This window comes from Streptomyces sp. NPDC051976 (assembly GCF_040680795.1).
GTDB lineage: Bacteria > Actinomycetota > Actinomycetes > Streptomycetales > Streptomycetaceae > Actinacidiphila.
The window spans coordinates 18,622-30,817 of the sequence record NZ_JBFAXL010000082.1; the positions used below are offsets into that span (position 1 = coordinate 18,622).

Sequence of the window (12,196 nt, forward strand, 5' to 3'; positions counted from 1 at the left end):
TCACGGCGTCCGCGGGATGTGTTCCGTCCGGCGTCACGGCGAAATGGTCGCCGCGCACGGGGAGGCAGGGAGAAGTCCCAGGCTGTGGTGCTCGGTTGGGGGAGTAATCGGTCGCGGCGTAACGCGAGATTTCCTGCTGTGCGGTCCGCCGGTAAGCCGCGGGCCGCTGTCCGGGAAGGGGCGGGCATGGCTTTGCCGCGTGTCGGCGTCGTCATTTATCCCCCCCGGCGCCGAATCGGCGGACTTGGACACCCGTCAGTATGCAGCCTGTTCTTTTCGGTGTCGACCCCCATCAATTCGCGGCATAACCCTGGAATGCAGCCCCCTGCGCTATTAGGCGCCCCTTCTTCCCCGCTGGGGGATTTGCGTGTCCTTCCGTGCGTACGGCCCCGCCGGAGGCCGCCCGGCGTCGGGCGGGCCGGATCCCCCGGCCGTACGGGGCAACCTCCGCGCCCGTTTTCGTCTCTGATCCATGGAGGCGGTCGGCATCGAGGGGGCGGGGCCATGCGGAAGGCGCGAGGCGCACTGCTACGGGCGTCGGTGGCGGCGGCCGTCCTCGCCGCATGCCTCGCCTGCGGCGGCCGGGCCGCCACGCCGCACAGCGCACCTCCGTCGTCCCCCGCGGCCGCCACCCGCTCCCGCGCCGGCCGCGCGGACCTCGGGGGCAAGGATCTGGCGGCCGCCCTGCTGACCCGAGGCGAGGCGCACACGGTCGGCTATACGGTGCTGTCGCCCGCGCCGGCCGTGGAGGGGCCCATGGCGGAGCGCAACGAGGCGACACCGTCGCGCTGCCACGCGGTCCTGGACGCGATGGAGGGCGGCCGTGGCGCCGGATACTCCGCGCTGGCGTCCGAGTCCGTCAGGGCGGACGCGCACCGCGAGGCCGAGCGTTCGCTGCTCCTCGCGGCGTTCCCCGGCGACGGCGCCGCGCGGTTCATGGCGTCGCTGCGCGCGGCGGTCACCTCCTGCGGCGCGTTCTCCTACCCCGGCCGGTACGGCGGCCGCGTCGCGGCACGGGTGACCCCCACCGGTGTCGCGCCCACCGGAGCCGACGAGGCGGTCGGCTTCCTGGTCAGCACGTCGTCGTCGCCCGGCGGCATGACTGGGGAGGACGAGTGGGCCGTGACGATCGTCCGCTGCGGCACCGTCACCAGCACGGTGACCGCCGACCGGGGGTTCGGCCGCCTGCTGACGCCACGACAGCGGAAGCAGGCCATGCCCGCCATCGAGGCGGCAGTCGTCGCGCGGCAGACCGCGAAACTCCGTACGACCATGGCCGAGTGACCAGGACGCGCGGCAGAGGCGACCATGAGACAGAGCAGAGGAACGCGATGAGCGAGCGGACGATCCGGCGGGCACACGGGAGACGGGCATGAGCGCGCCCGGGGCGGCCGGTGGCGGTTACTCCGCGACCCCGCTCGCCAGGAAGATCGGCGTCAAGCCGGGCAACCGCGTCCACCTGTCCCACCGGCCCGGCCACTGGGCCATCCCGGACCTGCCGGAGACCTGCACGGTCGCCGACGGCGGCACCGAAGGGGCCGAGGTCACCGTCGCCTTCCACACCTCCCTCGTGGACCTGGCCGCCGAAGCCGGCGCACTGGTCGACGGTCTCGCCGACCACGCGATGCTGTGGCTGGCGTGGCCGCGGCGGGCGGCGGGCCACAGCAGCGACATCACCGACAACGCCCTGCGAGAGCTGTTCCTGCCGCTCGGGGTGGTCGACGTGAAGGTCGCGGCCCTCGGTGACGACTGGTCAGGGCTGAAGTTCGTCCGGCGCCGGGAGAACCGCCGCGCCTGATCCCGGGGCCTCCCCAGGGGGGCGGTGCGCCGGGCGGCACGGCGGTCCGGGACAATTCCTCCAGATCACCGACCTTGGGGGACCTGTCGTGACCGCACCACAGCCGGAGCCGAACAGCACCGGGCGCTCCTGGCCGGACGACTCGCCGTACGCCGCCGCGGCCGACGGCCCCTCCGCGGCGAGGCGGCGGCGCGGGAACGCCGTCAGGGTCGCCACCTTCGTCACGGGCGTCGGCATCGCGGCTCTGCTGGCCGTCCATGTGGTGGAGTCCCATGACTCCGGGCACCGGCTCTCGGTGCCGCGCACTCTCGACCACGGGCGCTACACGCTCGCGCAGGATGCCGGCGGGCAGGAGTCCGGCGGCCTCGACCGCAACGGCGACGCGCCGGGCATGCACGACATGACCGGCGTCGGCGGCTCGTACAAGGCGGCGCCGCCGCGGACCTCCGCCCATGACCTGCTGGACTTCGACGGCGACTACGGGACCGTCACCGACCGGAGCCGCGCCATCAGCGGCATGCTCACCTGGATGGGGGACAGCGGCGAAGGCGATGTCGCGGTCCCGCCGCGGAGCATCACCCCCGCGGGCGCCTCGGCACCGCTCACCTGTGAGATCACCAGCACCATCGCGGTCGGCGACCAGCGCACCTACCGCCCGCTCTGCGCCTGGGCCGACTCCCACACCGTCGGCGCGGTCGCCGAGACCGACTACGACCACCTGGCCACCTCCGCGCACGCCGTCGACCTGGCCGCCTTCGCCGCCCGGGTGAACACGATCCGCGACGAAGTCGGGGGCTGAGCCCCCGGGGCGGACACCCGTCGGGCAGCGCCACCGCGCCGATCCACGGTGGAACGCGACGGCACCCGTCCAGTGGCTCAGTGGATGAGTCACTGCTCCACCTCTTGTACCGGGGAGTAGTTGTGCCCCATCCTCGGTAGCGCCGGATCCCCGCCAGGGCAGCACGGCGGCGGCCTGTTCCAGTTCAGCGGTACGGCTCGGTCCTTTCTGCTTCCCTGGAGGTCTCCTGTGTCCCTGTCACGAGTACGCGCCGCCGTGGCCGCCGCGAGCCTGGCTCTCGGCATCTGCGCAACGGCCCTGGCACCGAACGCGGTTGCCGCCCCCGCCCGCTCGGCGGTCCCGGTGAGCGCGGCCGCCGTCGCCTCGTTCACCGAGCCGTCCTTCGCGGTCACCTGCACCTGGCACAGCTTCGGCGAGGGCGAACAGCCGCCGTGGTGGCTGGTGTTCGCCGATCCGCTGTGCGTGGAGTACAGCAAGCGCGACATCACCTTCGACGACGGCGGCGCCCTGACGTTCCTGCTGGCCGAACCGGCACGCTTCGCGGTCGCCCTCAGCACCTGCCGCTACTACCAGAAGGACCACTGGAGCGTGCAGACCACCACGGGGGCGACCCCGCTGGTGGCCTGGGACGGCCAGTACTGGTGGGACAGGACCGGCGAGCGCGCCGGGGCCCGGCTGACGCACTTCCGCATCGACGGGCAGACGGTCGGCATCGGCGACGCGGCCGCCGCACTGCGGGCGCACGGCTTCCCCCACGTCGCCGACGTGCTCGACGACTACGGCCAGGCGCCCGGCGAGAGCGGGGCCACCGTCTCCCTCCCCTTCGACGCGCGCTGCGCGCTGTTCGGATGACGGCCGTGCCCGCACGGGACGGGGCCCCTGCACAGGACGTTGGCCAGGACGTCGACCGGCGCACCGTACTCAAGGCGCTCACCGCCACCCTCGCCGTACTGGCCACGGGACAAGCGGTCGCCCCGGCAGCCGCCGAGGCGGCCGGGGCGAGTGAGAGCTGGACCGTCCAGACCCTCGAAGCCTTCGCCGACACCCTCATCCCCGGTCAGCGCCGCTTCGCGGGGGATCTGCCGATCGCGGGCGCCGTCACCGGACCCGGCGCGGTGCAGGCGGGCGTGGTGGCCGTACTGACCTCGCCCGCGCTGCCGTTGGCACCACTGCTCCCGGCGATCGCCGCGCTGCTCAACACCCGCGCCACGGCCTACGCCGTGGAGCACCTCATCTGGCTGCCCGTCACCTCACCGGCCTTCGTCGGCCTGTCCTTCGCCCAGCGCACGGACCTGGTCGGCGGGGTGTTCGGCCCGGACGACCCGGACCGTGCCGTCTGGCAGATCCTCAGCCTGATCACCGGCCTCGCCTTCGACACCGCCGCGCACCTCGACACCCGGGAGGCGCTGGCCGCCGGCCACCCCGGCCTGACCTGGCTGCGGTTCCCCGCGCCGAACGCCGACGGACTCTGGCGCTTCCCCCAGTTCTCGTACGGCCGCGCCCTGGCTGACCCGCACCCCGCGACCACGGCCTCCGGGAGCCCGGCATGAGCGTGCAGACCACGGACGTCCTGGTGATCGGCAGCGGGTTCGGCGGCTCGATCCCCGCCTACTACCTCGCCGCCGGCGGCGCGCGCGTCACCGTACTGGAGCGGGGGCCGCGGCTCGCCGCCGAGGACTTCACCCACTCGATGCGGCTCGGCACCTACAACCGCATCGTCGACGTCATCCAGGGCGACGGCATCTCCGTCGTGGCGGGCAACTGCGTGGGCGGAGGCAGCGTCGTGTACTTCGCCGCGTCGCTGCGGGCGCCCACCTTCGCCTTCGAACGCCACGGCAGCCTCGGGCGGCGGATCTGGCCCGCCGCGCTGACCCGTAGCGGGCTCGACCCCTGGTACGACCGGGTGGAGGAAGCCCTGCCGGTGACGCGGGCCGACTGGCCCGACGTCTCCTACGCCGGCGGGGTGCTCGCCGCCGCCTGCCACCGGGCCGGTCACACCTGCAATCCCGTCCCGCTCGCGGTGGACACCGCCCGGTGCACCAACTGCAACTGGATGCTGTCGGGTTGCCGCTTCGACGCCAAGCGCTCGATGCTGCTCAACTACCTGCCGGGTGCCGAGGCCCACGGCGCCGTCGTCCGCCCGCTGCACGAAGTGCAGGTCATCGCCCCGTCGTTGGAGTCCGGCTACCGCTACGCCGTCGGCTACACCGTCCTCGACCCCACGGACTACACGTGTACGGCGGAGGTCGGCGTCATCCACGCCAGGATCGTCGTGCTCGCCGCCGGAGCCGTCGGCAGCCCGGTGATCCTCCAGCGGTCCGCCGCGCTCCTCGGCGGCGTACCGGCCGCGGTCGGGCGGTACTTCTCGGGAAACGGCGACCGGGTCAGCGTCGCGGACGTCGACGAGGACAAGGCGCGCACCCTCCTGGGGCTGTCGCGGCCGGACGGGACGGCGTATCAGGGCCTGCCGATCGGGCGGCCGATCACCGCGGCGACGTACGACTATCTGGACCCCGCGGCGCCGGAGTTCAGCCGGTTCGCACTCCAGCAGATCTACTTCCCCCCGTTGACCAACCTCCTCGCCCAAGTGGCCAGCGCACCGGGGTGGTTCGGTGTCGCCAAGCGCGCCATGCGGAGCAGATGGCGGTCCTGGCTCACCCTGCTGGCCATGGTCGAGGACGACAACGAGGGCTCCTTCGGACTGCCGCCGCTCACCGGTGGTTTCACCCGCGTCGCCCCGGGGCTCGGTGAGGGCGGTATGAGCTTCCGTCCCACCGCGCGCACCCGCGGTGCCTGGAGCACCGCCGACAGCGCGCTGCGCTCGATCATGGAGAAGGACGGGCTCGCCCGCGTCCGCCCGTGGTCGGAGGACGTCGCCGCGACGGTCACCGCCCATCCGCTCGGCTCGGTCCGTATCGGCGACGACCCCGCGACCAGCGCGCTCACCGACACCCATGAACTCCGCGGCCACCCGGGCATCTTCGTCACCGACGGCTCGGCCGTCCCCGCCTCCCTGACCGTCAACCCGTCCCTGACCATCGCTGCCCTGGCCGAACGCGCGGTCCCGGCGATCACGTCCCGGGCCCGGGAAGGAGGGATCTCCCTCGTCGGCGGAGCCCCGCTGCCACGCGCGTAGGCGAACGGGCCGCCCGTCGGCCCCGGACATGGGGTCTACGAAGGGTCCTTCGGTGGTTCGGCGGCTTCCGGGGCGGTCGGGGCCGGGGTGTAGAGGACTTCCCTGACCTGTTCCGCGGCGCGCAGGATGCTCTCGCTGATGAAGTCGCTGAAGCGGGCGATGTTCTCCAGGCGGGCGGCGGCCGGGGTGTCGCGGCCGAGGACGCTCACGCCCTGCCGTGCGGTCTCGGCGACCTGGGCGATGCCGCGGGCGCTGGCGATCGTCGACTGGTACCAGATGTCGTCGTCGACGACATAGCGCTCGCGGCGGCGATCGTCGCGCTCGCGCCGGACGAGGCCAAGATTCTCCAGCGCCGCGACCGCCTTGGAGACGGTGGCGGGGCTGACGTCGAGGTGCTGGACGAGTTCGGCCGCGGTGAGGCTGCCGGAGTCGGTGGTGAACAGGCAGGTCAGCACCCGGGAGGTCATCCTCGGCAGGCCCTGCTGCATGAAGAGGGTCGTGAAGGTCTCCTGGTACTCGCGTACGGCTTCGTCGTCCCGCTCGTGGCCGTACGACGGCGCCGCCCGCCCGCGCTGCGGGGCCGGCCTGCGCCGGTGGGTGCGGCGCTCGGTGGCGCGGTGGGCCAGGTCGGCGCGGTAGCCGAGCGGGCCGCCGTTGCGCATCACCTCACGGGTGATCGTCGAGGTGGGGCGGTCGAGGCGCCGGGCGATCTCCGCGTAGGCGAGGCCGTCGGCCATCCCCAGCGCGATCTGCTGGCGTTCCTGCTGGGTGAGTCTGCCTCCCGGCACGGTGGTCTCCCTTCGGGCTTCCCCGGTGCGGCCAGCGTAGCGTTCGATCCTTACCCATTGCAACGAACACGGGTCTGGTGTTGCGTTAGATTTACACTCGTTGCAACGAAATCACTGCGCTGAGCTGCAAAGATCCATTCTCCATGCAACGAAGTCGTTGCCTGATCCGTGAACGCAACATAGTGTTTCCCTCATCGGAAAGCACGGACCGCAACGAGTCGCAGGAGAGAACAATGCAGAAGTTCGACACCAAGGCCCCGATCGCCGTCGTCCTCGACATCCCCGCCGGGCGCGTCCAGTTCTTCGCCGCCGACCGGGCCGACGCCACCGTCGAGGTCCTCCCGGCCAACCCCGGCAAGAACCGCGACGTCCAGGCCGCCGAGCAGACCGCCGTCACCTTCACCGACGGCGTGCTGCGGATCCAGGCGAACGGCCCCAAGAACCAGCTGTTCGGCCCCTCCGGGTCTCTGGAGGTCACCGTCAAGCTGCCCGCCGGGTCGAGCGTCGAGGCCAAGGCGGCGAGCTGCGAGCTGCGGGCCGTCGGCCGCCTCGGGGAGATCGCCTTCGACGGCGCGTACCGGCAGATCAAGATCGACGAGGTGGCGGGGCTGCGCCTCACCGCGGTCGACGGCGACGTCGAGGTCGGCCGCCTCAACGGCCCCGCGCAGATCAGCACCGCCCGGGGCGACATCCGGATCACCGAGGCCGTGCGCGGCACCGTCGTGCTCAGCACCCAGTCCGGCGACATCTCGATCGGCGCCGCGGCGGGTGTCTCGGCCGCCCTGGACGCCGGCACCACCCACGGCCGGATCAGCAACGCCCTGAAGAACGACGGCACCGCCGAGCTCGACATCCGCGCCACCACCTCGAACGGCGACATCACCGCCCGCAGCCTCTGAATCCGAAGGAGACCACCGCACATGACCCAGCAGGCGAATCTGGCCATCGCGGCGACCGGACTGCGGAAGTCCTACGGCGACCACGTCGTGCTCGACGGTGTCGACCTCGCCGTCCCCGAAGGGACGATCTTCTGCCTGCTCGGCCCGAACGGGGCGGGCAAGACCACCGCCGTCAAGATCCTGTCCACCCTCATCTCCCCGGGGCCCGGCTCCGGAGACCTCCGCGTCGGCGGCCACGACCTGGCCGCCGACCCCCAGGGGGTCCGCGCCGCGATCGGCGTCACCGGCCAGTTCTCCGCCGTCGACGGCCTGATCACCGGCGAGGAGAACATGCTCCTCATGGGGGACCTGCACCATCTGCCCGCCGGTGAGAACCGCCGCAGGGCCGCCGCGCTCCTGGCGCGCTTCGACCTCACCGAGGCGGCCGGGAAACCCGCCTCCACCTACTCCGGCGGCATGAAGCGCCGCCTGGACCTGGCCATGACCCTGGTCGGCGACCCCAGGATCATCTTCCTCGACGAACCGACCACCGGCCTCGACCCGCGCAGCCGCCACAACATGTGGCAGATCATCCGCGAGTTGGTCCGCGACGGCGTCACCGTCTTCCTCACCACCCAGTACCTGGAGGAGGCCGACGAACTCGCCGACCGTATCGCCGTGCTCAACGACGGCAGGATCGCCGCCGAGGGCACCGCCGCCGAACTCAAGCGGCTGGTCCCCGGCGGGCACGTCCGGCTCCGCTTCACCGACCCGGCCGCGTACCGGAACGCGGCCGGGTCGGTGGGGGACGCCGTCCGCGACGACGAGTCGCTGACGCTGCGGATCCCCAGCGACGGCACCTAGCGCGCCCTGCGCGCGCTCCTCGACCGGCTGGACGCCGCCGCCGTCGAGGCCGACGAACTCACCGTGCACACCCCTGACCTCGACGACGTCTTCTTCGCCCTGACCGGCGGCGGCGCCGTCCCCCACCAGCCCAAGGAGGCTGCCCTATGAGCGCGTTGTCCCTCGCCGTGCGCGACTCCTCCACGATGCTGCGGCGCAACCTCCTGCACGCGCGCCGCTATCCGTCGCTCACCCTGAACCTGCTGCTCACCCCGATCATGCTGCTGCTGCTCTTCGTCTACGTCTTCGGCGACACGATGAGCGCGGGGATCAGCGGCGGCGCCCCGGACCGCTCCGCCTACATCGCCTACCTCGTCCCCGGCCTGCTGCTGATGACCATCGGCAGCACCGTGGTGGGCACCGCGGTCTCCGTCTCCAACGACATGACCGAGGGCATCATCGCCCGCTTCCGCACGATGGCCATCCACCGCGGGGCGGTGCTCGTCGGACACGTCGTCGGCAGCGTCCTGCGGTCGGTCATGAGCGTGGTCCTGGTGGGCGCGGTCGCGGTGGCGGTCGGCTTCCGTTCCACCGACGCCACCGTCCTGGAATGGCTCGCCGCGTTCGCCCTCCTCGTCCTGTTCGCCACGGCACTCACCTGGATCGCCGTCGGCATGGGGCTGGTCAGCCCCAACGCCGAGGCCGCGGGCAACAACGCGATGCCGCTGATCCTGCTGCCCCTGCTGTCCAGCGCCTTCGTCCCGCTGCACGCCATGCCGGGCTGGTTCCAGCCGATCGCCCGGTACCAGCCCTTCACCCCGGCCATCGAGACCCTCCGCGGCCTGCTGCTCGGCACCCGTATCGGCGACAACGCCTGGCTGGCGGCCGCCTGGTGCGTGGGCCTCACGGTGCTCGGCTACCTCTGGTCGACCGCGCGGTTCAACGGCGACCCGAAGTGATCCCTCCTCCGCCCGGTCACCCGCCCCCGCCGTCGCGGGGCCGGCGGTCCAGGTAGTCGACGATCCCCACAGTCAGGTAGGCGGTTGCGTGATTCTACGGATACCGCGGAGGACCGGGGCGAGCGAAAGTTACCCGCGTAGCGGAAGCGGCCCGCAGGTCGGCCGGGGGTGGGGGTCCCCGGCCGCGCGGGCGCTGTGACCTCGGCCGATTGTGGCGGACCTCAGGAGAAGACGTTGTTCGACGTCACCACGGCGCTCGCGGACCCGGAGTTCTACGCACCGCAGTCCGCCCTCGGTGACGCCGGCCCACGTTACGTACCTACGCGTGTCCCCGAAGGGTGGCAGCGCGGCGGCCGGGACATCTGGACCTCGTGGACGCACCAGGACGCCCAACGGGCCGACCAGGGCTGGAAGATCCACGTGTCCGCGCGCCTCGCACGCGCCCAGGACGTCCTGGACGTGGTCGCGGACATCTGCTTCGCGCACAGGGTGCCGTTCAAGCACGTCGCCGCCGAGCGGTTCTTCCTGTCGCTGCACCACAAGCACGCCGACCGGGCGCAGGCGGGCAAATTCTGCGCGCTCTACCCGCACGAGGTGGAGACCGCGCGCCGGGTGATGGACGCGCTGTCCACCGCGCTGGACGGCGAGCAGGGCCCGTACGTACTGTCCGACCGCCGCTACGGGGACTCGCGGACGGTGCACTACCGCTACGGCGCCTTCCGCTCCCGGAGCCGGCTGCTGGCCGACGGCACCAGGGAGCCGCTCCTGCGTGACGGCTCCGGCCGTGACGTGCCGGACGTGCGCGGGCCCGCCTTCGTGCTCCCCGACGGCGTCACCGACCCCTTCGTCACCGAGGAGCCCGAGCCGCACGCGGGATCGATCGTCATCCGCGACTACGAGATCGTCGGGGTGCTGCAGCCCAGCAACGCCGGTGGGGCGTACCGGGCGAGGGACACCCGTACCGGACGTGCCGTCTTCATCAAGGAGGCCCGCGCCCACAACGGATACACCTGGGACGGCGTCAGCGCGCAGCGCAGACTGCGCCGCGAGTACGACGTCCTGACCGCCGTGCACGCGGCGGCCCCGGGGGTGTGCCCGGAGCCGCTCGACCACTTCACGGAGTGGGAGCACGACTTCATGGTCACCGAGTACGTGGAGGGCGCGCAGCTGCGCAACTGGGTCGGCCGGCACTCGCCCCTCACCAGGTCCGACGGCTCGCGGCAGGACGCGGACGCGTACTACGCGGCGTGCCGCCGAGTGCTGCGGGACCTGGACGAGGCGCTGGACCACCTGCACGCGCTGGGCTACCGGTTCGGGGACCTCAGCCTCGGCAACGTCCTCGTCGCCGCCGACGGGCGGCCCAGACTCGTCGACTTCGAGGCCGCGACGCCGCTGAGCGGACCGCCGGCCGCCATGGGCACCCACGGTTTCACACCGCCGGGGGAGGGCGACGAGGGCGCGGACCCGCGGCTGCGCGACCGGTACGGGATGGCCGCGCTCGCCCTGTCGCTGCTCGCCCCTCCGCTCCAGGGGGCCGCCGCACGCACCCCTTCCCGGTTCGCGCTGCTGGAGCGCGACCTGGCGGCCATGGCGGCGCCGCCCGCGGACCTCTGGGCGCGGGCGACGGCGATGCCACGCGCCGACAAGGCGGACGCGCCGCCGCTGCCCACCCCGGCGGACGCCGACGCCGACCCCGAGGGCAGCCTCGCCGCACTCGCCGCGCGGGTGGTCACCGGGCTGCTCGCCACGGCCGACCCCGCGCGGCCCGACTGGGTCTTCCCGCCCGCGGCCATGGCCTTCCACACCAACACCGTCTGCGTGGCCTACGGCACCGCCGGGGTGGTGCACGCCCTGCACCGGGCGGGCGTGCCGATCCCGGACGACATCGAGAAGCGGCTGGTCGTGGACGCGATGGCGGGACGCGACGGCCTGCCGCCCGGGCTGAGCACCGGCCTGGCGGGCGTCGCCCGGGTTCTGGCACAGCTCGGCCGCATCGACGAGGCGGCCCAACTCCTGCGCGCCGCCGAGGACCACCCGCTCACCCGCGGCTGCGCCACGCTGGCCGGCGGGCGGGCCGGGATCGGTCTGAGCAGGCTCGCCCTGTACCGGCGCACCCACGACGCCCACCATCTGGAGCGGGCCGCCGCGGCGGGGGACAGCCTGCTGCGCGTCCCCGCCGCCGACCTGGTGCGCACCCTCGGCCCGCACGACGCCCGGGGGCTGTTCCACGGCCGCTCCGGGCTCGCCCTCTTCCTCCACCAACTGGCCGCCGACACAGGCGAGAAGCGCTACCTCCAGGCGGGGCTCGGGCTGCTCCACGAGGAGCTCGACCGCGCCCTGCCGCTCCCCGACGGCGGCCTTTCCTACGCCGACAACGCGGTGGTCAACCGCGCCCTGCCCTTCTGGGCGATGGGTTCGGCGGGCGTGGCCACGGTCCTGACCCGGTACGCGGAGACGGCCCCGGACGAGCGCTGCGCGGCGGCGCTGCCCCGGCTGGTCACCGACGCCCGGAAGACCTGCGCCATCGATCCCGGCCTGTACACCGGACTCGCCGGACTGGCCTACTTCCTCGCCGCACACGCGGAAGCGACCGGCAGCGCGGAGGACCGCGCGGCCGCCGTGCGCACCGCCACCGGCCTGCTGAAATACGCCGCGCCCCACGGTGAGGGCGTCCGCTACCTCGGTGAGGGCGGACTCCGGTACTCCGCCGACCTGTCCGGGGGCGCCGCGGGAGTCCTGCTGGCCCTGCTGCGCGTCCTGCACGGCCCCTCGGACGAGTTGTTCACCCTCGACCGCGGCGCACCCAGCGCCGTGACATCCGCCACCGAGAGCGAAGGGATCACCGTATGACCCAGATTCTGGCCCTGCAGCAACTGACCGTGGACGAAGGGGAGGAGGGCTTCTGGCCGCCCTGCTTCAGCTTCCACCAGAGCTTCCTGACCAACCCGTCCACCACCACGGAGTGACCGCCGCGGACCGCCGGCGCCACTGCCGG

Annotated in this window: 10 protein-coding genes and 1 pseudogene; 10 read left to right on the top strand and 1 reads right to left on the bottom strand. The window is 72.9% G+C overall.

Annotation, left to right across the window (positions count from 1 at the left end; all coding sequences use genetic code 11):
- Nucleotides 1–504: 504 nt before the first annotated feature.
- The 6 genes from AB0M29_RS41205 to AB0M29_RS41230 all read left to right on the top strand — a co-directional run bounded on the left by AB0M29_RS41205 (nucleotide 505) and on the right by AB0M29_RS41230 (nucleotide 5,733).
- Nucleotides 505–1,284, top strand: coding sequence for a hypothetical protein (locus AB0M29_RS41205; RefSeq protein ID WP_365392052.1), 780 nt, complete (start codon nucleotides 505–507; stop codon nucleotides 1,282–1,284).
- An 88-nt stretch (nucleotides 1,285–1,372) separates the two neighbouring features.
- Nucleotides 1,373–1,798, top strand: coding sequence for a DUF3052 domain-containing protein (locus AB0M29_RS41210; RefSeq protein WP_365392054.1), 426 nt, complete (start codon nucleotides 1,373–1,375; stop codon nucleotides 1,796–1,798).
- An 88-nt stretch (nucleotides 1,799–1,886) separates the two neighbouring features.
- Nucleotides 1,887–2,597, top strand: coding sequence for a hypothetical protein (locus AB0M29_RS41215; protein WP_365392056.1), 711 nt, complete (start codon nucleotides 1,887–1,889; stop codon nucleotides 2,595–2,597).
- Nucleotides 2,598–2,825: 228 nt separating this feature from the next.
- Entirely contained in the window at nucleotides 2,826–3,449 is a 624-nt protein-coding gene (locus AB0M29_RS41220) for a hypothetical protein (RefSeq protein WP_365392058.1), read from the top strand.
- 5 nt (nucleotides 3,450–3,454) lie between these two features.
- Nucleotides 3,455–4,147, top strand: a complete 693-nt coding sequence (locus AB0M29_RS41225) for a DUF5987 family protein (protein WP_365392060.1) — start codon at nucleotides 3,455–3,457, stop codon at nucleotides 4,145–4,147.
- Nucleotides 4,144–5,733, top strand: a complete 1,590-nt coding sequence (locus AB0M29_RS41230) for a GMC family oxidoreductase (RefSeq protein WP_365392061.1) — start codon at nucleotides 4,144–4,146, stop codon at nucleotides 5,731–5,733. The genes AB0M29_RS41225 and AB0M29_RS41230 overlap by 4 nt, the downstream gene beginning before the upstream one ends.
- 35 nt (nucleotides 5,734–5,768) lie before the next feature.
- Here the strand turns inward: AB0M29_RS41230 and AB0M29_RS41235 are convergent, their stop codons facing one another.
- A complete protein-coding gene (locus AB0M29_RS41235; RefSeq protein ID WP_365392063.1) occupies nucleotides 5,769–6,521 on the bottom strand; it encodes a helix-turn-helix domain-containing protein in 753 nt (250 codons plus the stop codon).
- Between the two features lie 233 nt (nucleotides 6,522–6,754).
- Here AB0M29_RS41235 and AB0M29_RS41240 point away from each other — a divergent pair, with 233 nt between their 5' ends.
- The 4 genes and pseudogenes from AB0M29_RS41240 to lanKC all read left to right on the top strand — a co-directional run bounded on the left by AB0M29_RS41240 (nucleotide 6,755) and on the right by lanKC (nucleotide 12,051).
- Nucleotides 6,755–7,420 (top strand): DUF4097 family beta strand repeat-containing protein, encoded by a 666-nt coding sequence (locus AB0M29_RS41240; protein WP_365392065.1) that lies wholly within the window; start codon nucleotides 6,755–6,757, stop codon nucleotides 7,418–7,420.
- 21 nt (nucleotides 7,421–7,441) lie between these two features.
- A pseudogene (locus AB0M29_RS41245) lies at nucleotides 7,442–8,413 on the top strand (ATP-binding cassette domain-containing protein).
- Nucleotides 8,410–9,201 (top strand): ABC transporter permease, encoded by a 792-nt coding sequence (locus AB0M29_RS41250; RefSeq protein WP_365392067.1) that lies wholly within the window; start codon nucleotides 8,410–8,412, stop codon nucleotides 9,199–9,201. Before AB0M29_RS41245 ends, AB0M29_RS41250 begins: the two are co-directional and overlap by 4 nt.
- Before the next feature lie 234 nt (nucleotides 9,202–9,435).
- Nucleotides 9,436–12,051, top strand: coding sequence for a class III lanthionine synthetase LanKC (gene lanKC / locus AB0M29_RS41255; protein ID WP_365392069.1), 2,616 nt, complete (start codon nucleotides 9,436–9,438; stop codon nucleotides 12,049–12,051).
- The last annotated feature ends 145 nt before the right edge of the window (nucleotides 12,052–12,196 follow it).

Coding starts and splice junctions, on each gene's coding strand:
- AB0M29_RS41205 (WP_365392052.1), top strand. CDS start 505: ATGCGGAAGGCGCGAGGCGCACTGCTACGGGCGTCGGTGGCGGCGGCC.
- AB0M29_RS41210 (WP_365392054.1), top strand. CDS start 1,373: ATGAGCGCGCCCGGGGCGGCCGGTGGCGGTTACTCCGCGACCCCGCTC.
- AB0M29_RS41230 (WP_365392061.1), top strand. CDS start 4,144: ATGAGCGTGCAGACCACGGACGTCCTGGTGATCGGCAGCGGGTTCGGC.
- AB0M29_RS41240 (WP_365392065.1), top strand. CDS start 6,755: ATGCAGAAGTTCGACACCAAGGCCCCGATCGCCGTCGTCCTCGACATC.
- AB0M29_RS41250 (WP_365392067.1), top strand. CDS start 8,410: ATGAGCGCGTTGTCCCTCGCCGTGCGCGACTCCTCCACGATGCTGCGG.